This is a genomic window from Micromonospora sp. RL09-050-HVF-A (genome assembly GCF_019374995.1).
Classification (GTDB): Bacteria; Actinomycetota; Actinomycetes; order Mycobacteriales; family Micromonosporaceae; genus Micromonospora; species Micromonospora antibiotica.
In genome coordinates, this window is sequence record NZ_JAGKQP010000002.1 from 5119568 (window position 1) to 5144285 (window position 24718).

General features: G+C 73.1%; 24 protein-coding genes. 15 read left to right on the forward strand and 9 right to left on the reverse strand.

Annotated elements, in window-relative coordinates; translation table 11 throughout:
* Window positions 1-2: 2 nt before the first annotated feature.
* Both J7462_RS22705 and J7462_RS22710 read right to left on the reverse strand, forming a co-directional pair.
* On the reverse strand, window positions 3-1250 hold the full coding sequence (locus J7462_RS22705) for a PP2C family protein-serine/threonine phosphatase (RefSeq protein ID WP_219466297.1): 1248 nt from the start codon (window positions 1248-1250) through the stop codon (window positions 3-5).
* 89 nt (window positions 1251-1339) lie between these two features.
* A complete protein-coding gene (locus tag J7462_RS22710) occupies window positions 1340-1990 on the reverse strand; it encodes a TetR/AcrR family transcriptional regulator (protein ID WP_308290993.1) in 651 nt (216 codons plus the stop codon).
* Between the two features lie 55 nt (window positions 1991-2045).
* Between J7462_RS22710 and J7462_RS22715 the strand changes: the two genes are divergently transcribed.
* Genes J7462_RS22715 through J7462_RS22725 form a run of 3 tightly spaced genes read left to right on the forward strand, consistent with a single transcriptional unit; the run spans window position 2046 to window position 3627 of the window.
* A complete protein-coding gene (locus tag J7462_RS22715) occupies window positions 2046-2339 on the forward strand; it encodes a hypothetical protein (protein WP_141723074.1) in 294 nt (97 codons plus the stop codon).
* Window positions 2339-3265, forward strand: a complete 927-nt coding sequence (locus J7462_RS22720) for a class I SAM-dependent methyltransferase (protein ID WP_219466300.1) — start codon at window positions 2339-2341, stop codon at window positions 3263-3265. Before J7462_RS22715 ends, J7462_RS22720 begins: the two co-directional genes overlap by 1 nt.
* Window positions 3262-3627, forward strand: coding sequence for a hypothetical protein (locus tag J7462_RS22725; protein ID WP_219466303.1), 366 nt, complete (start codon window positions 3262-3264; stop codon window positions 3625-3627). Before J7462_RS22720 ends, J7462_RS22725 begins: the two co-directional genes overlap by 4 nt.
* A 56-nt stretch (window positions 3628-3683) precedes the next feature.
* On the opposite strand, the gene J7462_RS22730 is transcribed toward J7462_RS22725, so the two are convergent.
* From J7462_RS22730 to J7462_RS22740, 3 genes are all read right to left on the reverse strand, one after another.
* On the reverse strand, window positions 3684-4235 hold the full coding sequence (locus tag J7462_RS22730; protein ID WP_219466307.1) for a hypothetical protein: 552 nt from the start codon (window positions 4233-4235) through the stop codon (window positions 3684-3686).
* 32 nt (window positions 4236-4267) lie between these two features.
* Window positions 4268-5068 (reverse strand): SigB/SigF/SigG family RNA polymerase sigma factor, encoded by an 801-nt coding sequence (locus J7462_RS22735; RefSeq protein WP_219466310.1) that lies wholly within the window; start codon window positions 5066-5068, stop codon window positions 4268-4270.
* Window positions 5069-5266: 198 nt separating this feature from the next.
* On the reverse strand, window positions 5267-5842 hold the full coding sequence (locus tag J7462_RS22740; protein ID WP_219466315.1) for a hypothetical protein: 576 nt from the start codon (window positions 5840-5842) through the stop codon (window positions 5267-5269).
* Between the two features lie 98 nt (window positions 5843-5940).
* Here J7462_RS22740 and J7462_RS22745 point away from each other — a divergent pair, with 98 nt between their 5' ends.
* The 5 genes from J7462_RS22745 to J7462_RS22765 all read left to right on the forward strand — a co-directional run bounded on the left by J7462_RS22745 (window position 5941) and on the right by J7462_RS22765 (window position 12461).
* On the forward strand, window positions 5941-7356 hold the full coding sequence (locus J7462_RS22745; protein ID WP_219466317.1) for a hypothetical protein: 1416 nt from the start codon (window positions 5941-5943) through the stop codon (window positions 7354-7356).
* Window positions 7357-7382: 26 nt separating this feature from the next.
* Window positions 7383-8039 carry an ABC transporter ATP-binding protein gene (locus tag J7462_RS22750; protein ID WP_208565854.1) on the forward strand — a complete coding sequence of 219 codons (657 nt, stop codon included), beginning with the start codon at window positions 7383-7385 and terminating at the stop codon, window positions 8037-8039.
* Window positions 8036-9283: an ABC transporter permease gene (locus tag J7462_RS22755; RefSeq protein WP_208565681.1), complete on the forward strand. Its 1248-nt coding sequence runs from the start codon at window positions 8036-8038 to the stop codon at window positions 9281-9283. The genes J7462_RS22750 and J7462_RS22755 overlap by 4 nt, the downstream gene beginning before the upstream one ends.
* A 657-nt stretch (window positions 9284-9940) precedes the next feature.
* Window positions 9941-10246 (forward strand): MerR family transcriptional regulator, encoded by a 306-nt coding sequence (locus J7462_RS22760; RefSeq protein WP_219466319.1) that lies wholly within the window; start codon window positions 9941-9943, stop codon window positions 10244-10246.
* A gap of 895 nt (window positions 10247-11141) precedes the next feature.
* Complete coding sequence (locus J7462_RS22765) at window positions 11142-12461, forward strand: cellulose binding domain-containing protein (RefSeq protein WP_255597848.1); 1320 nt, start codon at window positions 11142-11144, stop codon at window positions 12459-12461.
* A 105-nt stretch (window positions 12462-12566) separates the two neighbouring features.
* Here J7462_RS22765 and J7462_RS22770 read toward each other — a convergent pair whose 3' ends face one another.
* Both J7462_RS22770 and J7462_RS22775 read right to left on the reverse strand, forming a co-directional pair.
* Window positions 12567-14852 (reverse strand): xyloglucanase, encoded by a 2286-nt coding sequence (locus J7462_RS22770; protein WP_219466322.1) that lies wholly within the window; start codon window positions 14850-14852, stop codon window positions 12567-12569.
* Between the two features lie 215 nt (window positions 14853-15067).
* Window positions 15068-15265: a hypothetical protein gene (locus J7462_RS22775; protein ID WP_219466325.1), complete on the reverse strand. Its 198-nt coding sequence runs from the start codon at window positions 15263-15265 to the stop codon at window positions 15068-15070.
* A gap of 131 nt (window positions 15266-15396) precedes the next feature.
* Here J7462_RS22775 and J7462_RS22780 point away from each other — a divergent pair, with 131 nt between their 5' ends.
* The 5 genes from J7462_RS22780 to J7462_RS22800 are packed head-to-tail and all read left to right on the forward strand — an operon-like array spanning window position 15397 to window position 20743.
* The gene (locus J7462_RS22780) at window positions 15397-16992 is read left to right on the forward strand and encodes an ABC transporter substrate-binding protein (RefSeq protein WP_219466328.1); all 1596 of its coding nucleotides are present in this window, start codon (window positions 15397-15399) and stop codon (window positions 16990-16992) included.
* Window positions 16989-18014, forward strand: coding sequence for an ABC transporter permease (locus J7462_RS22785; protein WP_308290994.1), 1026 nt, complete (start codon window positions 16989-16991; stop codon window positions 18012-18014). The genes J7462_RS22780 and J7462_RS22785 overlap by 4 nt, the downstream gene beginning before the upstream one ends.
* Entirely contained in the window at window positions 18007-18975 is a 969-nt protein-coding gene (locus J7462_RS22790) for an ABC transporter permease (RefSeq protein WP_255597849.1), read from the forward strand. The genes J7462_RS22785 and J7462_RS22790 overlap by 8 nt, the downstream gene beginning before the upstream one ends.
* Complete coding sequence (locus tag J7462_RS22795) at window positions 18972-19967, forward strand: ABC transporter ATP-binding protein (protein ID WP_219466330.1); 996 nt, start codon at window positions 18972-18974, stop codon at window positions 19965-19967. Before J7462_RS22790 ends, J7462_RS22795 begins: the two co-directional genes overlap by 4 nt.
* Window positions 19964-20743, forward strand: a complete 780-nt coding sequence (locus J7462_RS22800; protein WP_219466333.1) for an ABC transporter ATP-binding protein — start codon at window positions 19964-19966, stop codon at window positions 20741-20743. The genes J7462_RS22795 and J7462_RS22800 overlap by 4 nt, the downstream gene beginning before the upstream one ends.
* Here J7462_RS22800 and J7462_RS22805 read toward each other — a convergent pair.
* A complete protein-coding gene (locus tag J7462_RS22805; protein ID WP_219466336.1) occupies window positions 20712-21377 on the reverse strand; it encodes a response regulator transcription factor in 666 nt (221 codons plus the stop codon). The two genes, J7462_RS22800 and J7462_RS22805, sit on opposite strands and share 32 nt — an antisense overlap.
* Window positions 21365-22654, reverse strand: coding sequence for a sensor histidine kinase (locus J7462_RS22810; protein WP_219466339.1), 1290 nt, complete (start codon window positions 22652-22654; stop codon window positions 21365-21367). The genes J7462_RS22805 and J7462_RS22810 overlap by 13 nt, the downstream gene beginning before the upstream one ends.
* A gap of 210 nt (window positions 22655-22864) precedes the next feature.
* Here J7462_RS22810 and J7462_RS22815 point away from each other — a divergent pair, with 210 nt between their 5' ends.
* Window positions 22865-23398 carry a SigE family RNA polymerase sigma factor gene (locus J7462_RS22815; RefSeq protein WP_208565688.1) on the forward strand — a complete coding sequence of 178 codons (534 nt, stop codon included), beginning with the start codon at window positions 22865-22867 and terminating at the stop codon, window positions 23396-23398.
* Window positions 23385-24626: a hypothetical protein gene (locus J7462_RS22820; protein WP_219466347.1), complete on the forward strand. Its 1242-nt coding sequence runs from the start codon at window positions 23385-23387 to the stop codon at window positions 24624-24626. The genes J7462_RS22815 and J7462_RS22820 overlap by 14 nt, the downstream gene beginning before the upstream one ends.
* The last annotated feature ends 92 nt before the right edge of the window (window positions 24627-24718 follow it).

Below are 24718 nucleotides of genomic sequence, written 5' to 3' on the forward strand. Positions count from 1 at the left end.
CCTCAGTGGGGCCGGACGCTGGCCCGGGTGGTGTCCGCGCCGGCGGTGCTACGGCGCGGCCCGTGGTCGCCGTACCAGTCGATGATCAGCAGGGTCGCGTCGTCGGCCAGGGCCGGACCGGCGATGGACAGCACCGCGTCCGACAGCGCCCGGACCGCCTCGCGGGGGTGCAACGGCGCGATGTCGAGCAGGGCGGCCGGTAGGTCGAGATCGGCGGCGTTGCGTTCGCGCATCCCGTCGGTGACCACGACCAGCCGGTCACCGGGGCGCAGGGCGACCTCCCCGCTGCGGAAGCCCGCCTCGGGGAACATGCCCAGCGGGAAGTTGCCGGGCAGTTCCAGGGCCGTGGTCCGGCCGTCGCGGACCAGCATCGGCGGGACGTGCCCGGCGTTGAGCAACTCGCAGCGCCCGGTGGGCAGGTCGATGCGGCCCAGCACCGCCGTCACGTACGCGCCACGGACGTTGGCGTGCTCAGCGATGGCGCTGTTGGCCTCGTCGGCCTGCGCGGTCAGGCTCAGGCCACGGCGGCGGGTGTTGCGCAGACTGCCCACCCCGAGAGTGGCGGTCAGCGCGCTGGCGACCCCGTGGCCCATCGCATCGGTGACACTCAGGTGCAGCACGTCGCGGGCCACGCTGTAGTCGAAGGTGTCGCCGCCGACGCTCGCGGCCGGCTCCAGCCAACCGGAGAGGGTGAACGCGCCGCCCTCGCAGGTGAACGAGGCGGGTAGCAGCCGGCGTTGGATCTCGGCGGAGAGGGTGAACGGGGTGCTGCGCTGCCCCCACTCGAACAGGTCGGTGTGCCGCCGGTTGGCGATTATCACGAACGCCAACGCGTGCGCGGTCCGGGCGACCCGGGCGATCACCTCGTCGTCCGGCTCGTCGGGCAGGTCGATCTCCAGCAGGCCGATGACCTCGCCGCGCTCGGTGACGGGTGTGAGCAGCCGCCACCGGCCGTTGCCGGGCAGCACCTGGGGGAGCTGGAGGCGCACCGCCTGCTCGTAGGGCCCGCCGTCGAACGGGAGCACCTCGGCGGCCTCCTCGTCCTGGAGGCGGCCCGGCCCGTCGGCGCCCGGCTGGTGGGTCAGCCGGACCAGGGCCCGACCGCTGAGATCGGCGATCAGCAGCGACACGCCGAGCGCGTCCAGCGCCGAGGCGATGGCTCCGGTGACCGCCTCGACGGCCTCGACCGGGGCGGCGTCCTCGGCCGACTGCAGCATCTCGGCCAGCACGATCTGGTCGCTGTCCTCCACCCGTCGAGCATAGGCACTCCGGGTGCCGCCCGCCTCACGAGCCGACCGTGGGTCGGCGGGGACCCCGCCGGGACCGGTCACGCTGTCGGTCACCCCGGCGGGGGGCCGGCGAGGACGGCCCCACCGACCGTGTCCACGTACCACCGCTGGTACTGCTCCGGTGGCCAGCCCCGTTGCCGGACGAGCCAGTCGAAGTTGCGGACGTCCTGCGCCAGCCAGAGGATGTCCGCGACCTGGTCGACGTCCAGGTCGGGGCGGAGGGCCCCGGTGCCGACGAGTTCCGCGGCGAACATGGCCATGCCCCGGCGGCGCTCGTCGACGTTCTTGCGCCAGATCTCGGCGGCGTCCTGATCGGCGGTGGCGGCCCCGGCCAGCGCGAGCATCACCTGGGCCTGCCGGGCGTTCACCTCGACCAGGTGGCGGGCGTAGCGGATGAGCTTGGCGCGGGGGTCGGCGAGTGCCCGGATCTCGGCGACGAAGGGCCGGTCCGGCAGGGCCACCGGTTCGTCGTCGCCGGCCAGGGTGACGTCGACCAGGTCGGAGAGCAGTTGGCGCTTGCTGCCGAACAGCGCGTACACCGTCTGGACCGCGACGCCTGCCGTTGCGGCGACGGCGGTCAGCGGGGTGGCCGCGTAACCGGGGTCGACGAACAGTCGACCGGCCGCTTCGAGGATCGCCCCTCGGGTCTGTCGGGATTGTTCCTTCCGCCGGGAGGAGTCATAGCGCCTCTTGACAACCACGCCACGAGTGTAGTGCTCTATTCGATAGATGATAACTCTATCGAAAGTGGTGGCCATGCCGTTCGGTGTGTTGCAGGAGATGCCCGGCGTCAGCGAGGCGGAGTACCGCCAGGTCGAACGGCACCTCGGACCGGACCGGCCGCCGGGGCTCGTCGCCCACGTCGCCGGCCCGGTCGAGGACGGCTGGCGCATCATCAACATCTGGCAGGACGAGGCCGCGTTCCGCCGGTTCCAGTCCGAACGGCTGGTCCGGGCGGCGGGCCTGGCAGCGCAGGAGGACGGCTTCGACCCGACGAAGGCGGCCGGCTTCCGCGCGGTGAGCGTCGACGGCACCGAGATGCCGTTCTGATGGCCGACGCCGCCGCCCTGCGGTCCCGAGGTGCCACCTTCTGGGCAGGGGCGGCGGCCGGCTGGATCCGGCACGCCGACTGGCAGGACGGGATCGGGCGACCGTTGGGCGCGGCGGCCATGGATCGCCTGGCCGTACGGCCCGCCGAACGAGTGCTCGACGTGGGCTGCGGTTGCGGCGGCACCACGGCCGAACTCGCCTCGGCCGTGGGCGCGGCCGGCACGGCGGTCGGCGTCGACATCGCCGAGGCGATGGTGGCCGCCGCCCGGCGACGGTTCCCCCCGGACCGGTACCCCGGAATCCGGTTCCACGCGGCGGACATCGACACCCTCGATGCCGTACCGGGAGCGCCGTTCGACGCCGCGTACTCGCGGATGGCCCTGATGCTGCTGGCGGACCCGGTCGCCGGCTGCACCGCGATCCGGCGGTCGATGCGCCCGGCAGGCCGACTGGCCGCGACCGTGTTCCGCGACGGCACCGTCAACCAGTGGCTGTTCGCCGCGATGCTCGGCGCGGCACCGCACCTCGGAGCGCTGCCACCGCTACCGGTGGGAGCCGAACCCGGTCCGTTCGCCTTCGCCGACCCGGCGCGGCTCATCCGGATCCTCACCGCTGCGGGCTGGACCACTGTCACGACCACGCCGTGTGACGTGGTCATGCAGGCACCCGACGACGCCGAGGCGGTGGCCGAGTGGCTCGTCGAGATCGGCCCGGCCGGTGCCGCGTACCGGGCGGCCCCGCCCGCCGGGCAGGCAGCGGCGCGCGCGGGAGCGGCCCGGTTGCTCGACCGGTTCCGGGAACCCGACGTCGGCTACCGGCTGCCCGCCGGCCTCTGGCTCGTCACCGCGACCGCCGGGGCGGCCGACGAGCCGTCCGCTGCGGACGACCCGTCCTACCCACCCCCTGAAGGGACGAAGAACCGATGAAAACCGTGCGTACGCTCGTGTCGACCCTCTGTCTCGTGCTCACCCTGTCCGCGTGCGACACCGCCGCCGCGCCACCCGACGCCGCGTCCAGCGCGGCCGGGTCCGCTGCGGCCGGCGACTCGACGCCGGTGTCGGCGAAGGAGGTGTGCGCCTACCTGGAGGGGCGGCTGCCGACACTGCGGGGTATCGGGTCCGAGACCGGCGCGATGGCCAACCTCACCGTGAACCTCTATTCCTGGTACGAGAAGCAGGGCGCGGTGCCGAGTGGCCGCCAGATCGACGACCAGACCGGGCAGGAGTGCCCGACTGTCCGGACCGAGTTGCTAGACCTTGCCGGCATGGAGAGCTTCGACCGGCTGTAGGTCGTCCGATGCCGGCTCACCGCGTATCTCGTGCCGCCGCGATGTCCCGCTCGGGGTCAGCGACGGTCGAGGGCCGACTCCAGCCGACGGATCAGCGTCTTGCGGCCCTTGCCCCGGCGCTCGGCACGCAGGGCCGCTCTGAGCTGCGTGGTGTCAAGATCGCGGACGTGCCGGGTCGCCTCGGCGACGGTCAGCTCGGTGAGGGACCCGGCCGACGTGACGCTCCGGCGGGCCCGCCGGGCCGGCCCGGTGTTGGCGACGTACTGCCGGCCGGCCGTCGACGACTTGCGCTTGCGGGCGTCCGTGGCGCGCTGCTGCTGCGGGGAGAGCTGCTTCCAGGCCCGGTCGGGCAGGTAACGGTCGGTCTCGCCGTCGTGCCGGGCCCGGGTGGTGCCCTGCCGGGTCCGCCACTTCTGGTCACCCCAGCGCCGCAGGGACTGCTGCCGGTCGTCCCGCGGGCCCTGGTAGCCACCGCCGCGCTTCTGGTATTCCCGGGTCAGCAACTGCGACTTGCGCGCCGACCACTGTCCCGGCCGACCACCCCGGTCACCGGCCCTGATCTCGTCCTTGAGCCGCTCCCGCAGCTCGGGTTCCGTGTACCGCGCCATGGGGGCGGAGTACCCGTGGTCGCCCGCCGTACTCACCCCCGGTCGTCGGTGAGCCGGCCGCGCAGGACGGCCAGCGCCCGGGTGATGAGCCGGGAGACGTGCATCTGGGAGATGCCGACCCGGTCGGCGATCTCCGCCTGGGTCAGGTTGCCGTAGAAGCGCAGGGCCAGGATCCGGCGTTCGCGGTCCGGCAGGGTGGCGAGGGCGGGGCCGAGGGCGACGTGGATCTCGACCAGTTCGAGTTCGTGGTCCTCGACGCCGAGGGTGTCGGCGAGTTCCATGCCGCCGTCGGTGCCGATGGGGGTGGACAGCGAGGTGGCCTGGTAGGCGCGGGCCCCCTCCAACCCTTCCAGGACGGCCTCCTCGGACACGTCGAGGTAGCTGGCGATGTCGGCGACGGTCGGCGAACGGCCCAGGGTGTGGGTGAGCGTGCTGTTCGCCTCGCTGATCGCCAGGCGCAGCTCCTGGAGCCGGCGGGGGACCCGCACCGACCAGGTGCGGTCCCGGAAGTACCGCTTGATCTCGCCGACGACGGTGGGGATGGCGTACCCGGTGAAGGCGACACCCCGCTCCGGGTCGAAGTGGTCGACCGCCTTGATCAGCCCGAGCGCGGCGGTCTGGGCCAGGTCGTCGTCCTGGACTCCGCGCCCCGAGTAGCGGCGGGCCAGGTGCCGGGCGAGCGGCAACCACGCCTCGATGGCGCGGGCCCGCAGCACCGGGCGGCGCGGGTCGTCGGCGGCCAGCGCCGCCATCGCGGCCACGAGCTCGTCGGCGCTGGCGGCGCGGTGCTGGTCGGTGGGGGTGCCGGCGGTCGGTTCGGACGTGGTGAGCATGCTGGGCCTTCCGCACGTGCCCGCTGATCGGAGCGACCGGAGGAACCTCCGCATCGGCTGACGCCGGAGCACGCGGACGGGCTGCGCGCTGTCACAGGGTCACGATCACGGGACTGGCCACCGCGTCATGTCGTCCATCTGGTGGAGCGAACGCTACCCGAAAGACGGAAGGATGGCTACCCGAAAGGATGATGCCGGTCATCGGCTGAACGCCTCCCGCCGGCACGCCGTCATCCGGGGCGACTGGAAGTCACCGTTCGGGCCGACCTCGGTGATGCCGAACTCGCCGTCCTCGTCCGGCTCGGTGAGCCGGTAACCGGCCTTCTTGGCGCACTGGTACCACTGCCGTTGGTTGTCCCGGAACGCGGCGTTGTCCGTGCGCTTCTGCCGTTCATCGAAGAACTCCGGCTCCTTCGACCGGCACGCCGCCCGCACCTCCTTCGCCCTCGGGTCCTTCTGGCTCTCCTTCCAGATGACGCTCCGACCGTCCTCGTACCCGGGGCCGCCCTCCTTCGCCACGCACTCACCCCAGACCGCCCGCAGGGCCTCGATCTCGTCGTTGGTCGCGTCCAGGGGGATCAGGGGGCGTCGGTCCTCGACGGAGCCGGCCGGGCTGCTCGACGCCGGGTCCGGGCTCTGCAACGAGGCGACCCGGGAACTGTCGGCCCGTGGGCCGTCGGCCCGGTCGTCGGTGCGGGCGGTGGAACAACCACTGAGCAGGCAACCGACCACCAGCACCGGTACGGCGAAGCGACGGGCCTGCACGGAGAGCATCTTCGGCATGGTGCCCACGGTCGTCGCCTGATGTCAGAAACCCGTGAGGCGGGGCGATCCTGACAGGTTTCTGAAGAACCGTCGCCATGCTCGGCGGTGTGCCAACAGAACAGTCACCAGCGCAGAGCCCACCGCGCCGCACCGGTCGACGCCTCGTCGTCCCGGCGATACTGATCCTGGCGGTGGCGATCGTCGGCGGCGGCGTCGCCTGGTCCGTCCACCGTGGTCCGGGTACGCCCGCCGGGGACCCGCTGGTCCCGGTGCAGACCACCACCGTCGTCCGGACCGACCTCGCCACCACCGTGTCGCTGACCGGCACCCTCGGGTACGGGCGGGCGGAACCGGTGAAGGGCGGTCGGAGCGGGACGGTCACCTGGCTGCCGGCGGCCGGTGCGACGGTCACCCGGGGCAAACAGCTCTACCGGATCGACGACCAGCCGGTGCCGTTGTTCTACGGTGGCCTGCCGCTCTACCGCGATCTCGCCGAACCCGGCACGGTGGGCCGTGACGTGCGGATCATCGCCACCAACCTCAAGGCGCTGGGTTACGAGATCGGCTACCAGCCCGTACCGGGGGAGAAGGTCGTCCGGCCGGCGAAGGCGGGCCCCGCCACACCGGCGTCCGGCCAGAAGTCGACGTCCGGGCAGCAGAAGTCGACGTCCGGCCAGAAGTCGGCGTCCGGGCCCGGGGAGACCGCCACGGGGCAGCAGCGCGCGGGGTCGGAGCCGGGGCAGCCGGCGTCGGCGCAGGCGGCCTCTGGTCAGCCCGCGTCCGGGCAGGCGGCTGCTGGTCAGGGTGCGTCCGGGCAGGAGGCTGCTGGGCAGGGCGCGGCGGCACCCACACCGGCGGCGGGCGGCACCGCCGCCACCCCCGCCCGGGTCGTCGTCCGCAAGGGTGAAGGGGTGCTGACCGGCTCGCTGATGCGGGCGATCAAGCGCTGGCAGCAGGACGTCGAACTGCCGGTGACCGGCCGGATCGCCGTCGGCGACGTCGTCGTGCTGCCCGGCGCGGTCCGGGTCGACGCCGTCACCGCCCTACGCGGGGACGACGCCGAGACCCCGCTGTTGACCGTCACGCCCACCGCGAAGGTGATCACCGTCCAGGCCACGGTGACCGAGGCCGGGACGGTCCACCGGGGCGACCGGGTGACGGTCACCCTGCCGGGCGACAAGACGGTCGACGGCACCGTGTCGGCGGTCGGCACCACCGTCGCGCAGGACGACGCCGCGGGCCCGACCAGTGAGCCCAAGCGGGCCGTCACGGTGACCGTCGACGAGGACCTGACCGGGACCGACGCCGCCGACGTGCGGGTCGACCTGGCCGGCGAGACCCGACCGGACGTGCTCGCCGTGCCGGTCGGCGCGCTGGTGGCGCTCAGCGAGGGCGGCTACGCGCTGCAACGGGCCGACGACGACCGGTTCGTGGCCGTCGCCACCGGCATGTTCGCCAAGGGGATGGTCGAGGTCTCCGGCGACGGGATCACCGAGGACCTCAAGGTGGTGACGACCTCGTGACCGTGCTGGCCGTACGCGATGCCGCCATGCGCTATCCCGGCGGGGTCACCGCCCTCGCCGGTGTCTCGCTCGACATCACCGGGGGCGAGATGCTGGCCATCGTCGGCCCGTCCGGCTCCGGCAAGTCGACCCTGCTGCACATCATGGGCACCCTGGACCGGCCGACGTCCGGCACGGTGCACCTGGGTGGGCTCGACGTCGGCGGGCTCTCCGACCGGCAACTGTCCGCGTTGCGGGGGCGCTGGCTGGGCTTCGTCTTCCAACAGTTCCACCTCACCGCCGGGCTGAGCGCGGCCGAGAACGTCGCCACCGGGCTGCTCTACGCCGGGGTGCCGCGCCGGCACCGCCGGTCGTTGGCCCTCGCGGCGCTCGACCGGGTCGGCCTGGCGCACCGCGTCACGCACCTGCCGCACCAGCTCTCCGGTGGTGAGCGGCAGCGGGTGGCGATTGCCCGGGCGCTGGTCCACCAGCCCGCTCTGCTGCTCGCCGACGAACCCACCGGCGCGCTGGACACCCGCACCGGCCAGGCCGTCCTGGAGCTGCTGTACCGGCTGCACGCCGAGGGCACCACCATCGCCGTGATCACCCACGACCGGGACATCGCCGCCCGACTGCCCCGTCGGGTGGAGCTGCGCGACGGTCACCTGGTCGCCGACTCCGGCCGGGTGGTGACGCCCCGATGAGCACGGACACCCCGCAGGCGTCGCATCCGGGTACCGCACGTGACGCCGCCCGGCCGGTCCGACTGGCCCTGACCGACCTGCTCGGACTGGGTCTGCTCGGCATCCGTACCCGGCGAACCCGGGCCGCGCTGTCCGCGCTCGGCATCGCCATCGGGATCGCCACGATGATCGTGGTCACCGGCATCCCCGCCTCCAGCCAGGCCCAGCTCATGCGGGAACTGGCCGCGCTCGGCACCAACATGCTGGAGGTACGGGCCCTGCCCGACCAGGACCCACCGGCGCTGCTGCCGCAGGAATCGACCGGCATGGTACGTCGGGTCGGCCCGGTGACCAGCGTCAGCGCGGTGGCCAACACCCACACCCTGGTACGCCGGTCCGACCGCGCCGACCCCGATGACGGCTCCGGCCTGACGGTGCTGGCCAGTCAGCTCGACCTGCTCCCGATCATCAACGCCCGCGTCCAGCACGGCAGTTGGCTCACCCCGGCGACCGCACGGTTTCCCACCGTGGTGCTCGGGTCGGTCGCGGCGGCCCGGCTGGGGGTGGTCGACGTGGGCACCGGGGGTGGCCCCGGTCAGCAGGTGATGATCGGCGACCGGTGGTTCACCGTCGTCGGCATCCTGGCCGCCGTCCCGCTGCTGCCGGAGATCGACCGGTCCGTGCTGGTCGGCTGGCCGGCCGCGCAGTCCGAACTCGGCTTCGACGGGCACCCCACCGTGCTCTACGTCCGGTCGCTGGAGCCGGCGGTGGAGCAGGTCCGGGCGGTGCTGCCCGAGACGGTCAGCCCGCAGAGCCCGGCCGACGTGCTGGTCAGCCGACCGTCGGACGCCCTGGCCGCGAAGCGCGCCACGGAGAGCGCCTTCTCGTCGCTGTTTCTCGCCCTCGCTGCGGTGGCGTTGCTGGTCGGTGGGATCGGGGTGGCCAACACCATGGTCATCTCGGTGCTGGAACGGCGGGCCGAGATCGGCCTGCGGCGGGCGCTGGGGGCCAACCGGGGCCAGATCCGGGGCCAGTTCCTCACCGAGTCGGTGGCCCTGGCGGCGTTGGGCGGGGTGGCCGGGACGGTGCTCGGCGTGGCCGTCACCGTCGGTTACGCCACGTACCACCACTGGCCGGTGGTGATCCCGCTGTCGTCGACGCTGGCCGGGCTGGGGGGTGCGGTGGTGGTGGGCGTGGTGGCCGGCGTCTACCCGTCGATGCGCGCCGCCGCCCTGTCGCCGACCGAGGCGCTGGCCAGCGTCTGACCACGGCGGCCCGTTGCGTTACGTCAGGTGTCCACGCGCTCACGGAGAAAAACTATGTGCGAAACGCTAGATATTCTTGCCGGCAGTGGTTAGTGTTACTGTCGTTGACAGCAGAGATCGTCGAAAACGCCGACGAAGTGACCGAGCGGGGCCCCGGACATGTCTCGTGGCCCGGCCGGCACGGCGGTGAGTTCTGATCACCGCAGCAAGCAGAGCAAGAGCGTGATGGTGAACGACAAGACCCTGATGTAATTCCAGGTCAGGGCAGACAGGTGGGCCAGTGCTGGTTCGGGGCTCGCCTGGTGGGACAGTCCGTTGCACGTGGACGGGGCCATGAAGTCGCGTGGGGCTCCGACACCGATGGACAGCACGACGAACGTCAGGAAGTGAAAGCAGAGGAAAGGGAGGGCCCCGAACACCGTTGGATCGCCCGCCTCCAGGACGCACGTGTCGATTCTGGAGCCGGACACCGCAGTTTCCATCGAACGAGAGGTGGTCTCCGGTCACGCTTATGCGATCCTCGCGCCCTGGTCCGCCGATGGCGGCGGGTGCGGATACGACAAACCGACGAACCTGTCGGTAGATGGTGTTTCAGACCCGTAAACCCCGGGCCCCGGCGCGAAAGCGCCGGGGCCCTCGTCACGGAGAGGTGTGTGTATGGCCCAACCCGACGACATGTTCGATGACGAGGACTTTCCCGCCTACACGATGGGCCGCGCCGCCGAGATGACCGGTGCCACCCAGGACTTTTTGCGTCGCCTCGACGAGGCGAAGCTGATCACCCCGGTCCGGTCGGCCGGCGGTCACCGCCGCTACTCCCGCTACCAGCTGCGCCTTGCCGCGCGGGCGCGGGAGATGGTCGACCAGGGCACAGCCCTGGAAGCCGCCTGTCGGATCATCATTCTCGAAGACCAACTCGAAGAAGCCCTCCGGCGCAACCAGCAGGACCAGCGGCCGAGTTGACCGACGACCCGCTGCCCCGGGTGGGCGCGGCGGGCCCGGCCGGTGTCGGGCCCGCCACGGGTCGTTCGCCCGATCCTGACCGTGGGTCGCGACACCGGCCACCGCGGGCGACGCCCGGTGTCGCCCATGACGATTCAGCAGCCCTCGGGTGGGGGTGAGATCGGAGCATGGTGGTGGCCATCGACGGTGTCCCCCGGTCGACCGCCCTGAGCGCCTCCGGTGTTAGCGGTCACAGTCGTCGACGCGTCCAGATTCCGGAAAGTTACGAATTTCGCCACCGATAGTTTCGAGGAGAGCTGTCGGTTCCCGGTGCCGTCGGGCCCGGTGAACCCCGTGCGGGGCTACAGCGGTCGACGCCGCGCGCGTCGTCCCCGACCCGTTCCGGAGCGTCGCCCCGACCTGCGGAAGGGGTTCCTGGCCAGGGGAAATGGCGCGGTCGTGCGGGCCGGGTCCGACCTGCCGCCGCGCGCCGGACCCCGGCTGCGGCGGGTCGGGCGTCCGCCGGCGGTGGGCCCGGTCGTGGTGTGTCGGCGGATCCGCGCCGACCGCCCCGGGGCGTGACCGGTTGAGCATGTTATCGATAACCTGCTATCTTTCGGCCGGGAGCGAAGGGCACGTTCCCAGTCATCCCCGTCACTCGGCGGCGGTGCGCGAGGGCACCCCTCCCGCGCCCCCTGCCGGTCGGTGAACAGTCCGGGCCGCCCCACCGAGCCGTCGTGCCGCCCGCGCCGAACGGGCGCGTCCGCCCACCCGAGTCGACTCGCCGATGGCGAACCGACGGGTCCGAGTCGTCCTCCGTGCGCATCGTGCTGTCCCCGTCGGGCCGGCCGACGCCCGCCCGTTCGACGTCGCGTACCACCACCGGGACAAAAGACCCATGGCAAGGAGCCAAGCAATGGTGAGACACAGACATCTACTCCCGACCATCGCCGCCGCGGCCGTTCTCCTCGCGGCGACCGTCGGCGGCGCGCTCAACGGCGGGCTGCCCGCCACGGCGGAGGCCGCGACGAACGGCACCCTCGCGGCGACCGCGGGCTGCGGCAAGGCGCCCACGCTGAGCAACGGCACGCGTACCATCACCAGCAGCGGCCAGAACCGCAGCTACATCCTGCGGATCCCGGACGGGTACGACCGCAACCGCCAGTACCGGCTGGTCGTCGGCTTCCACTGGTTGAACGGTTCGGCGCAGAACGTGTCCTCCGCCGGCTACTACGGCCTGCTGCCGCTGTCGAACAACAGCACCATCTTCGTCGCCCCGCAGGGCATCGACGCAGGGTGGGCCAACACCAACGGTCGGGACCTGACCCTCTTCGACGACATCACCCGGCAGGTCGAGAACGACCTGTGCGTCGACACCACCCAGCGGTTCGTGCTGGGCTGGAGCTACGGCGGGGCGATGAGCTACGCGGTGGCCTGCGCCCGGCCCACCGTCGTCCGCGCGGTCGCCGTGCTCTCCGGCGCCCAGCTGAGCGGCTGCAACGGTGGCACCCAGCCGGTGCCGTACTTCGGCATCCACGGCACCCACGACAGCGTGCTGAACATCTCGATGGGCCGGTCGCTGCGGGACACGTTCGTCCGGAACAACGGCTGCACCGCGCAGAGCCCCCGCGAGCCGGGCCTCAACACCTTCACCCACATCACCACCGTCTACTCGGGCTGCCGCTCCGGCTTCCCGGTGCAGTGGGCCGCGTTCGACGGGGACCACACCCCCAGCCCGGTCGACGGCTCGGGCAGCCCCAACGACTCGCGGACCTGGACCTCGGGCGAGATCTGGCGCTTCTTCAGCCAGTTCCAGTCCACCACGCCGCCGACCACGCCCCCGCCGACCACCGCTCCGCCGACGACCCCGCCGCCCACCACCGCCCCGCCGACCACGCCTCCGCCCACCACCCCGCCGCCCACCAGCGGGCCCGGCGGCTGCACCGCCACCTACAAGGCGATCAACAACTGGCCCGGCGGTTTCCAGGGTGAGGTCACCGTGGCCAACACCAGCTCCGGCGCGATCACCGGCTGGGCCGTGGGCCTGAGCCTGGGCAGTGGCCAGGCGATCAGCAGCGTCTGGAACGGCGTCAACACCGGCACCACCGGCAACGTCACCGTCCGCAACGCCGCCTACAACGGTGCGCTCGCGCCCAACGGCTCGACCACCTTCGGCTTCACCGCCACCGGCAACGGCACCCCGCCGCCCGGCAACATCACCTGCGCCATCTCCTGACCGCAGGCAGCACCGAGGGCCCGGAGCCGACCGGCTCCGGGCCCTCGTGCCGTCAAACCCACCGGAACCTGCCGGGCCCCGGAACATGCCGGGCCCCGGCAGGTCTCACCGACGTGCCGGGTCGCCGTAGACGATGCCCCGCCCGTAGCCGCTCAGGTAGACCCGACCGTAGACGTCAGGATCGCCGGTGAGTGACTCGGGGAGACCGCCGTACTGGTGCCGGTCGTCATTGATCCGCACCCAGCTGCGGCCGGCGTCGTCGGAGCGGAAGACGCCCTGCTGGCCGCGTACCTTGGCGGCGACGTAGAGCGCCGGGTAGGACCGCCCCGGTGCCGCCTTGCCGAAGCCCACGTTGTCGGCGGTGTCCACTGTCGACACCCGCAGGAACGAGGCACCGGAGTCGGTCGACCGCCACAGCCCGTACGAGGTCCAGGACGCGCCACCGGCGACCCAGATCTCACCCTCGTGTCCGGGTACCGCCTTGAGGCGTACCCCCCAGTTGGTCGTGGGGAGGCCGGTGGCCGCCGAGGCGGTGAAGCTGGCCCCGCCGTCGGTGCTGACGTGCACCGTGCCGTTGGAGTAGGCGTAGAACTTCAGCGGGTTCACCCGGTCGGCGATGACCATGGCGTTGGCCGGAACTCCCACGGACGGTGTCCACGAGGTGCCGAACCCGACCGAGTGGACGACCGGTTGGCCCGAGTCGCCCGGGGCCCAGACGAACCGGCTGCCGTCGGCCGAGGCGGCGATGCTGCCGCCGGAGTTGACGCCGTTCGGCTCGGTGCCCTGGAACCAGGTCGCACCGCCGTCGGTGGAGAACGCCGCGTGACTGTCGCCGGGGCGGTCGGCGTCGTTGAAGTCACCGGCCCGCACGATCACCCGGGGGTTGCGCTCGGCGAAGTCGACGCTGCGGGTGGTGGAGAAGATCGGGTTGGTGAAGATCGTCTTTGGGGCGGCGTCGAGGTCGTCGTGGCGGAAGCCACCCACGTCGCCCATCGCGCTGACCAGCGGGCCACCGGGCGGCTTGACCAGGCCCTGCACCGCCCCCTCCTCCAGGCCGTCCACCATCGGGGTGATGGTGAAGGTGTCACCGGAGTCCCAGGCGGTCAGGTCCGTGGTGCCGGCGATGCCGGGGCCGCCGTTGAACAGCAGGCGGTCGGAGTCGAACGGGTCGATCTCCAGCGCGGAGATCACCTGGCCGATGTTGGGGGCGTAGAGCGGTGGGTCGTCCTGCCTGCCCATCGTCATCCACGGGTTCGGGCTGCTGTCGATGGTGTAACGCAGCTTGCGGTTCGGCCAGGCGTCCCAGTCCCAGATCCGCGACCAGGTGCCGCCGCCGTCGGTGCTGCGCCAGATGATGCCGTCCGGCCACCAGGAGACCTGGGAACCGACCATGATCGTGTCCGGGTCGCTGCGGTCGACGGTCAGGCCGGAGTAGCCGAAGTAGTTGTCGCCGCTGCTCGACGGGACCGGACTGATCTGCGTCCAGGTGCCCGGGGTGGCCGCGTACCTCCACACGTCGCCCTTGCCGCCGCCGAACGGGCCGATGTTGTCGGCGGTGGTGACGTAGAGCAGGTGGTTGACCGGGTCGACCACGCCCCGGTGCGGGAAGTAGCCGGTCGGTGCCCCGGCCAGCGGGCTCCAGGTCGCACCGCCGTCGGTGCTGCGGTAGACCGGGTCGTCCGGGTCGGCGACCCCGACGTAGATGGTCTTCGTCGTGGTTCCGTGCCGTTCGGTGTTCCGGTCGAACGCCACCCAGACCAGCCCGGGGTCCTCGGCGGTGCCGGTCGTCTGCGGGTTGTCCCCGGTGTGGGGGAAGCTGGTCACCCGCGACCAGCGGGCACCGCCGTCGGTGCTGCGCCAGAGGCCGTTGCCGCTCGGCGCACCCAGGTAGAGCACCCTGTCGTTGGCCGGGTCCACGGCCAACCGCTCGCCCATGCCGCGACCGCTCATGTTGCCACCCAGGGTGAACGGCAGCTCGGTGGCCTGCCACGAGTCACCCCGGTCCCGGGAGCGCAGGATCGCGCCGTGGTGCGGGTCCACGCCGTTGGTGTACATCCCGACCGCCGCCCAGACCCGGTCGGCGTCGGACGGGCTGGCGGCGACACTCGCCACCCCCATGTAACCCCAGTGGTCCCAGTCCACCCAGTCCAGCAGCGGCTTCCACGTGCCGGTCGCCCCGTTCCACCGGTACATGCCGCCCACGTCGGTACGCGCGTAGGCCAGGTTCTTCCGGGCCTGGCTGAACACGATCCCACTGACGAAACCCGTACCGCCGATCTTCACGTTCTCGAAGGAGTAGCGCGTCGAGGCCGGCGGGTGTGCTCCCGCAGCCGTCGGGGCCACCCCCGGCGCAACGGCGCCGAGCGCCGCCGCCAGCAGGATGCTGGTCATCCTGCCGATCCCGCGTCGCCAATGTGTGCTTATTCCTGACATGTGCCGCTTCTCCGTTCATCTTGTCGTCGTTGGTGGTCCTCCCCTCGATCGCCGTCGACGGCTCGCCATGCCCTCGAATTCGGCCGAGCTGTGTCCCGGCCAGTGCGGCTCGCCCGGTGAGCCCTGGCCGTGGACACCTATTCCATCGACTCTGGGCGATCAGATGAGCCTCGTCAAGACTGTGTCGTCCGGGCCCGGGCCCAGGCCCCGATCCGGATCGGGGCGAGCGGGGCGTCGACCAGGCGGGCCTGGCCGGTGCCGCTCTTATTGCCAATACAGTGCAACTGCGGAATAGTGGCAACAGTGGTGGGCAACCCCGGCGCGATGATCCGCACCTCGTCGGGGTGCCCGCCCGCCAGCGACCGCCGCATCCGGGGAGCTGTCGCTGGGCCCCGCCTCGCTGTCCGCCCCGCTGATCCGCCGACCGGCCCGCAGCCGACAGGCGCTCCCACGGCACCGCCCGAGCCGCCGGCCCCGCACCGGACAATCCCAGGAGTACGTCATGGTCAAGCCCCGGTCCGTACGCGTGTCGGCGGTGGTCGGCGTCGCGCTGCTCGCCGCCGTCGGCTGTTCGTCCCCGGTCCCGTCGGCCGGCGGGACGAGCGGTGGCGGCACCGTGGTGGTGGCCACCGCGGGCGAGCCGGACACCCTCAACCCGGTGCTCAACTACGGCCCCGACGGCGCGTCGCTGATCTTCGACGGACTGGTCGCCCGGGACGCCCGCAACCAGCTCGTGCCGGCCCTGGCGCGGGAGTTGCCGCAGGTGTCGGCGGACGGCCGGACCGTCACGGCGACCCTGCGCGAGGGGGTGCTCTTCCACGACGGCAGCCCGCTCACCGCCCAGGACGTGGTCTTCACCTACCAGGCGGTGCTGGACCCCAAGGTCGACTCGACGCTGCGTTCGGACCTGGACATGCTCGCCTCCGTCGCCGCCCCCGACCCGTCCACCGTGGTCTTCACCCTGAAACACGCGTACGCGCCGTTCCTGCAACGGTTGGCGCTGGGTGTCGTCCCGGCGAAGGCGTTCGCGGGGCAGGACGTCAACAAGGCGGAGTTCAACCGCAGGCCGATCGGCACCGGCCCGTACCGGATGACGTCGTGGACGCCGGGGGACCGGCTGGTGCTGGCGGCCAACGACCGGTACTGGGGCGGCAAGCCGGCGAACCCGGGCGTGGTGGTGGCGTTCGTCGCCGACGACAACGTGCGCGCACAACGGATGCGGGCCGGGGAGTTCGACGCGGCCGAGCTGCCGCCGAAGCTCGCGGTCGGGTTCGACGGGCTGGGCGGCCACCGGGTGCATCGGGTCCCCACCGCCGACTACCGGGGGGTGATGCTTCCGACGGGCAACCCGGTCCTGGGCGACCTGGCGGTCCGTCGGGCGCTGAACGCGGCGGTCGACCGGCAGGCCATGGTGACCGGGGTGCTCGGCGGGGCGGGGGAACCGGCGTTCGGGCCGGTGCCGCCCTCGTCGGAGTTCGTCGAGGCGTCGGTCGCCGGCCGGCCCGCCGCCGACCCGGCCGCCGCCACCGCGATCCTGGACGCCGCCGGCTGGACGCCCGGCGCGGACGGCATCCGGGCCAGGGCCGGCCGGAAGGCCGCGTTCACCCTGATGTACCCGGCCACCGACAGCCTGCGCAAGGAACTCGCCCTCGCGGTCACCGCCGACGCCAGGAAGATCGGCATCGCCGTCAGCCCGCAGGGCCTCACCTGGGACGCGATCACCCCCCGGATGAAGACCGACGCGCTGATCATGGGGTACGGCACGCCGTACGACCCGGATTTCGTCTCGTTCAAGCTGTTCGGGTCGGCCTTCGCCGGGCAGGGTTTCTTCAACCCCGGCTCCTACCGGTCCGCCACCGTCGACGCCGCGTTGCAGGCCGGCCGGGACAGCGCCGACCCGGCCGCCCGTCGGGCCGCGTACGCCACCTTCCAGCGGCAGCTCGCCGCCGACGTGCCGTGGGTGTTCCTCACCTACCTGCAACACACCTACGTGGTGCGGGACACCGTGACCGGGGTGACGCCCCGGGTCGAGCCGCACGAGCACGACGTCGCCAACAGCATCTGGTGGAACGTGCACACCTGGACGAAGACACCGTGACGACGAAGGCCCCACCCACCGGCCCGCCACGGGTGCGACGTCGGCGGCTGGCCGGGGCCGGGGTGGTGATCCGCCGCCGGCTGCTGGTGGCCGTACCGGTGCTCGCCGCGACCAGCATGGGCATGTTCGCCCTCGGCGCGGCCTCCCCGATCGACCCCGCCCAGCAGTACGCGGGCGCGGCGGCCTTCACCACCACCGAGGAGAACCTCGCGCAGTTGCGCGCCAACTGGGGTGTCGACGATCCGCTGCCGGTGCAGTACGCCCGCTGGGTGGGCAACCTGCTACGCGGTGACCTCGGCTGGTCCACCAGCCGGCACGAACCCGTCACCTCCGTGCTGGCCGCCCGCGCCGGCTGGACCCTGCTGCTCGTCGGTGTCGCCCTCGCCCTCGTCCTGGTGGCCAGCGTGCTGCTCGGCACCCTCGCCGCGTACCGGCGCGGTGGCTGGTTCGACCGGGCCCTGCGGTCCGTCGCGTACGCCGTGCAGTCGATGCCGGTGTTCTGGATCGGGTTGGCCGCGATCGCCCTGTTCGCCCTCACCCTCGGCTGGCTGCCCGCCGGTGGGCTCACCGACCTCACCGCCACCGGCACCGACCCGGCCGACGTGGCCCGGCACCTGGTGCTGCCGGTGACGGTGCTGGCGATCTCCCAGGCCCCGTGGTTCGTGCTGTTCGTCCGGGACGCCGTCGCCGAGAGCCTGCGCGACGACCACGTGCTGGCCGCCCGCGCTCGGGGGCTGCCCGGGCGTACCGTCCTGTTCGGCCACGCGCTGCGGACCGCGCTGCTGCCCTTCCTCACCCTGGTCGGCACCCACCTGCCCGAACTCGTCGGCGGCGCGGTGCTGGTGGAGACCGTGTTCTCGCTGCCCGGCCTCGGCGCGGTCACCGTGCAGGCCGCGCTGGGCGCGGACTTCCCGCTGCTGGCCGCCACCACCCTGGCCACCACCGTCGTGGTGCTGACCGCGAACCTGGCCACCGACCTCGGCTACGCCGCCGCCGACCCCCGGGTACGCCTCGATGACTGACCCCGCCCCCGCCCCGGCACCGGCCACCACGCCCGCCCCGCCCTCGGCCGCCCCGCCCTCGGCCACCACGCCCGCCCCGGCACCGGCCACCAGGCCCGCCCGGCGACGGCCGTCGCGTCGGCTGTCGACCCTGCTGCGGGGCGGTCGTCCCGGCGTGGTGCTGGCCGCCGGTGTGCTCACCGCCGCGGTCGTCGCCTGCCTGCTCGCGCCTCTGCTCTGGCCGCTCGACCAGAGCGCGGTCGACCTCGCCCGGACCCGGCTCGCACCCTCGCCCGACCACCTGGCCGGCACCGACGACCTCGGCCGTGACGTGGCGTTGCGCAGCCTCTACGGGCTACGCGTCTCGCTGCTCGTCGGCGCGGTCGCCGCCCTGGTCGCCACCGTCATCGGCGGCCTCGTCGGCGCGGTCGCCGGCACCGTCGGCGGGCGGGTCGACCGGGCCCTGATGCGCGTCGTGGACACCATCGCCGCGCTGCCGCACCTGCTGCTGGGCATCTTCATCGTGGCGATGCTGCGCCCCAGCCTCGGCGCGGTCGTCGCCTCCATCGCGTTGACGCACTGGCTGTCCACCGCCCGCATCGTCCGCTCCGAACTGCTCAGCCTGCGCAGCCGCCCGTTCATCGACGCGGCGGTCTCCGGCGGGGCGGGCCGGGCCCGGGTGCTCACCCGGCACCTGCTGCCGCACGTGCTCCCGCGCCTCGCGTTGGCCACCACGCTGATGGTCCCGCATGCCGTCTGGCACGAGACAGCACTGTCCTTCCTCGGCCTGGGCCTGCCCCCGCACCTCGCCTCCATCGGCAACATGATCAACGACGGTCAGCGGTCCCTGCTCACCGGTGCCTGGTGGGCCAGCATCGTCCCCGGTCTCGCCCTGGTCACCGTCACCCTCGCCCTCGCCGCGCTCACCGGCCGCTGGCGGGACCGCCTCGACCCCCGGGTACGAGCGGAGTTGCAGCTGTGACCACGACCGCCCCCGCCGGCACCGGCCGCCGACGCGCCCTGCTGGCGGTCGACGGGCTCACCGTCCGCTTCCGGCTCCGCGACACCGTCGTGCACGCCGTCAGCGACCTGAGTCTCGACCTGCACCCCGGCGAGCTGCTGGCCGTGGTCGGCGAGTCGGGCTGCGGCAAGTCCGTCCTCGCGCACGCCCTGCTCGGCCTGCTGCCCCGCAACGCCACCGTCACCGGGCGGGCCCGCCTGCACCCGACGGCGGGTGACCCGGTCGACCTGATCGCGGTGGGGGAGCGCCACCTCGCCCGGCAGGTCCGGGGTCGGGCCGTCGGTCTCGTCCCGCAGAGCCCGGCCACCGCCCTCACCCCCGTGCGCACCGGCCGGCGGCTGCTGGCGGAGACCCTGCGCGCCCACGGCCACCCCCGCCGGGCTGCCGCCGACGCCGCCGAACGGGTCGCCGCCGACGTCGGCCTGCACCCGACCGACCTCGACCGCTTTCCCCACGAACTGTCCGGCGGGATGGCCCAGCGGCTGGCCACCGCCCTGGCGCTGGCCCCCGACCCGCCGCTGCTGCTCGCCGACGAACCCACCACCGGCCTCGACCGCCCGCTGGTCGACCACACCCTGGACCTGCTGCGCCGCCGCTGCGACACCGGGGCCGCCGTGCTGCTGATCACCCACGACCTCGCCGCCGCCCGCCGCGTCGCCGACACCGTCGCCGTGATGTACGCCAGCCGCATCGTCGAACACCGCCCCACCCCGGACCTGTTCGACCGGCCCGCCCACCCCTACACTGCCGGACTGCTCGACGCCCTGCCCGACCGGGCGTTCACCCCGGTGCCCGGCCATCCGCCGATGCTCACCGACCTGCCCGCCGGATGCGCCTTCGCCCCGCGCTGCCCCCGGGCCACGGACGCCTGCCACACCCCACCCCGCCTCGCCGCCGACGGCGGGGGGCGGCTCGCCTGCCACCACCCGCTCACCTCGAAGGCACCGGCATGACGACCACCGTCGACGACCCGACGGGCCCACCCGACACCACGGCCGTGGCCCCCACCGGACTCGCCGCGCACCAGATCACCGTCCACTTCGGTCGGCAGCGCGTCCTCGACCGCGTCGATCTGCACATCGCCCCCGGCGAGACGGTCGGGTTGCGCGGGCCCTCCGGCAGCGGCAAGTCCACCCTGGCCCGCGTGCTGGCCCTCCTGCACGCCCCGGACAGCGGTCGGGTGACCCTGGACGGGCGGCCCGTCGGGGGCGTCCGTCACCGGGTGCCGGCCGCCGTGCGGACCCGCGTGGCGATCCTGTTCCAGAGCCCCCGCGCCGCCAGCGACCCCCGGCTGAGCCTGGCCGACCTGATCGCCGAACCGCTGCGGGCGACCGGCACCCCGACCGCGGCGACGACCGCCCGTACCGCCGAACTGGCCGACCTGGTCGGGCTCACCCCCGACCTGCTCACCCGGCGTCCGCACGCGGTCAGCGACGGGCAGCTGCAACGCGCCTGCCTGGCCCGTGCCCTCGCGCACCGGCCCGACCACCTGCTCTGCGACGAGGCGACCGCGATGCTCGACGCCTCCACCCAGGCCCACGTCGCCGCCGTCGTCACCGACTACCAGCGCCGGCACTCCGCCGGCGTGCTGCTGATCACCCACGACCCGGCCCTGCTGGCCCGCTGGGCGACCCGGGTGGTGGACCTGCCCGGGGCCGTCGGTGACCCGCTGGCGGCGACGCCCGACCCCGCAGTGGTCACCGGGCCGGGCCGGTACGCAGGTAGGTGAGGACGGCGAGTACCCGACGGTTGGTGTCGTCACTGGGCGGCAGGTCCAGCTTGGCCAGGATGTTGCCGACGTGCTTGCCGATCGCGGCCTCGGTGACGTGCAGCCGGGCCGCGATCGCAGTGTTGGAGTGCCCCTCGGCCAGCAGCACCAGCACCTCCCGCTCCCGGGCCGACAGGGCGGCGAGCGGGTCGCGGGGGCGGTGCAGCAGGTGCCGTACCACGTCGGGGTCGATGGCCGTGCCGCCGTCGGTGACCCGACGCAGGGTCGCGGCGAACTCGGCGACGTCGGCGACCCGGTCCTTGAGCAGGTAGCCGACCCGGCGGCGGTCACCGCTGTCGAGCAGCGCCGAGGCGTACTCGGCCTGCACGTGCTGGCTGAGCACCACCACCGCGAGGTGCGGGTGCCGGGTGCGGGCGGTGACGGCGGCCCGTAGCCCGTCGTCGCGGTGCTGCGGCGGCATCCGGATGTCGGTCACCACCAGATCCGGCTCGTGCGCGTCCACCGCGTCCAGCAGCTCCGGGGCGGAGCCGACGGCGGCGACCACCGTGAAGTCGAACCGGCTCAGCAGGCCGACCAGACCCTCCCGCAGGAGCACCCCGTCCTCGGCGAGCACGACCCGGGTCACCGGGGGCACGGCAGCTCCACCCGCACCAGGGTAGGACCACCGGGCGGGCTGGACAGCAGCAGCCGGCCGTCGACGGCGGCGACCCGGTCGGCGAGCCCGGTCAGTCCGCTGCCCCGGGCCGGGTCGGCGTCGCCGCACCCGTCGTCCCCGATCTCCACCACGAGACTGCCGGCGGACCGGGTCAGCCGCACCTCGGCCCGGCTGGCCCGGGCGTGCCGGGCGACGTTGCCCAGGGACTCGGACACCACGAAGTAGGCGGTGGTCTCGACCACCTCCGGCAGCGGCTGCCCGAGGTCGGCGTGGACGTCGACCGGGATGGTGGCCGCCCCGGCCAGTTCCCGGACTGCGCCGGCCAGGCCGAGTTCGGTGAGGTGCTGCGGGCGGATGCCCTGCACGATCTGCCGGAGGGTGACCATCAGCCCCTTGGCCTGCTCGTGCGCGACGGCCAACGGCCGGGCCGCGGGGGAGTCGTCGGGCACGTCCAGCCGGGCCAGGCCGAGCTGGAGGGTGAGGCTGGTCAGGCGGGGCTGCGCGCCGTCGTGCACGTCCCGTTCGATGCGGCGACGTTCGGCCTCGTACGCGTCGACCAGGCGGGCCCGGGACCGGGTGACCTCCCGCAGCGCCGTGGTCTCGGCGGACCCGTCGAGCAGCCGTCGGGCCACCGTCGCCTGGCCGGCGGCGAGCAGGCCGGCCAGGTACACCAGCGCCGGGACGCACACGACGCCCACGGCCGCGTACGGGATCGCCTGGTGGGCGGTGTCGATCGTGGTCCAGACCACGGTGACCGAGTCGGCGTCGCCGACCAGCCAAGGGCTGGCGACCAGCGTCCCGTCGAGCAGCACGACCAGGAACAGCAGCCAGTACGCCAGCGGCACCAGGCCGCCGAGCAGGAAGGTGTAGCCGACCTCCCGCCAGGCGCCGGCGCTGGTGTAGCGCGCGACCAGATCGGTGAAGCGGGGCCGGTGCAGCGGGCGCGGGTCGACCAGACGCAGCCGCCACCGCTCGACCGGGGCCACCGCGACGCTGACGATCGGGGCCAACGCCAGCACCGTCAGGGCGACGACGGTGAGGAACACGATGATGGGCAGCTCCACCGTCCGGTCCTGGCGTGCCGCGTTGAGCACCGCCAGCAGGGGTGCCCCGACGACGAGCAGGCCGATCGACAGGGGTCCGGCGACCGGCAGGGTGGTGGCGAGGTACGCCAGCGCGCGCCACGGCCACGGGGAGACCAGGTAGTCGCGTCGGCGCAGCGCCGTCGCCAGGTGCAGAGGTACGGGCGAGGTCATGCTCGAACCCTGTCAGGGCGACACCGGCCGACCCAGCCCACTGGCCGTAGCGTTTCCGGTATGCCTGGCCCTACCCCGCCGGGATCCGCCCTGCGGGGTAGCGGGCGGCCGCCTTCGCTACGCGTAGTGGTTCGGCAACTACTTTCGCCGGACGTGCAACTCCCCGGCCCGGTGGCTCCGTTCTACCTCCGTCACGAGGAGGCAGTCGACTTGAAAGCCGAAGACGAACAAGCGTTCCGCGAGTTCGTGACGTCGCAGATGGCGTCGCTGCGCAAGCTGGCGTACATGACCTGCGGCGACTGGCACGCGGCCGAGGATGCCGTGGCCAACGCCCTGGTCAAGCTCTACCCCCGGTGGCGGAAGCTGGACCGACCGGACCTGTACGTCAAGACGATGGTCTACCGCGCCGCGATCGACGAGACCCGGCGGCCCTGGCGGCGGGAGCGGTCGGCCGGCGACGCCATGCCGGACCTCGCGCTGCGGGACCCGGCCGACGCGACCGACGAGCGGATGCGCCTGCGGGCGGCGCTCGACGCGGTGCCGGCCCGGCAGCGGGCCGCCGTGGTGCTGCGGCACTACCTGGGTCTGAGCCTGGAGGACACGGCGGGCGTCCTCGACTGCACGGTGGGGACGGCCAAGAGTCAGGTCTCCCGTGGTCTGGCGAAGCTGCGCGAGTCACTCGCCGCCGAACGCATCAATCTCACCGGGAAGCCGACAGAGGAGTGGACCAATGCAGTTGCATGAGCTGGTGGACGCCGTGACGGGGGAGGAGCCGCCGATGACGCGTACCGCCGACGACATCGTCGCGGCCGGGCGGCGGGCGCAGCGGCGTCGCCGGGCCGGGTTCGCGTCGGCCGGGGTGGCCGGTCTCGTCGTGGTCGCGGTCGCCGGTGCGTTCACCCTGCCGACCCTGGGCGCCGGGCAGCGCACCACTGCCGCACCGCCCCCGGTGGGTGTGGCGGCCGCCGGCCCGGCCGAGGCCCGCTGGGCCGACGCCCCGCCGTTCACCTTCACCTTCAAGGGGTACGACGCGGGCCCGCTGCACGTGCAGGACCCGATCGTCGCGTCGGTCGGTTACCAGATCGCCTCGGTCTACTCCGACGGCCACATCTCGAACGACAAGCCGGTCACGGCCGACGAGATCGAGGCGCGCGGCGATGAGATCGAGCAGAAGAAGCGGGCCACCGGGGGCAAGCCCAGCCTGTGGGCGTACCTGACCGTCTACCGGCCGGGCGTCTTCGACCCGGCCGGGATCAAGAACGGCCGGAAGGTCACCGTGGCCGGGCACAAGGCCGTGCAGGCGACCCTGCCGGTCGGCCTCGACCCGAGCAAGCCGGTCGACGAGGGCAACAAGTTGCTCGCCTGGGAGTACGCGCCCGACGCCTGGGCGGCGGTGACGTCGATCTCCGGTTCCGTCGCCTCGCCCAGCTTCCAGGACCTCGGCGGCCTGGTCGGCGGTCTGAAGCCCAGCCGGCCGAAGCCGGCCACGGTGCCGTTCACCGTCGGCTACGTGCCGGCCGGCTACCGCCCGTTGCAGTCCGGCACGCACGCCATGCCCGGCCTCAGCGGCATCGCCGCGGCCCGCGCCGGTGACTTCGGTGGCGCGACGTACACCCGGCCGGCCGCGCCCACCTCGGGCCTGAGCGCGCCGTACGACGCGACCGAGAACGGCATCAAGGACGGCTTCCACATCTTCGTCACGCCGGGCAGCAGCTCGAACCAGTCCCCGGAGCCGGGCGTGACGAAGTGCTACCCCGGCTCGGACCGGCCGGTCCCGGGCGGCGACGCCGCAGGCGGCGGCTTCTGCAACATCTGGAACGCCAACGGCTCGGTCGTGCTCCAGGTCAGCGGGATGGGGCTGGGCAACAAGCTGCCGGTGGCCGAGCTGAAGAAGATCGCCCAGGGGATCAGGGTCGCCGACGTCAGCAACGAGTCGACCTGGACCCCGGCCGCGCAGGCTCTGCGGCCGTAACGGAACCCCTCCGACGAGGGCGGGTCGGCACGCGGCAGGGGTCGGGGCCGCCTGCCCCCCGGCGACAGCGGTACCGCGCACGACGGCGGTGC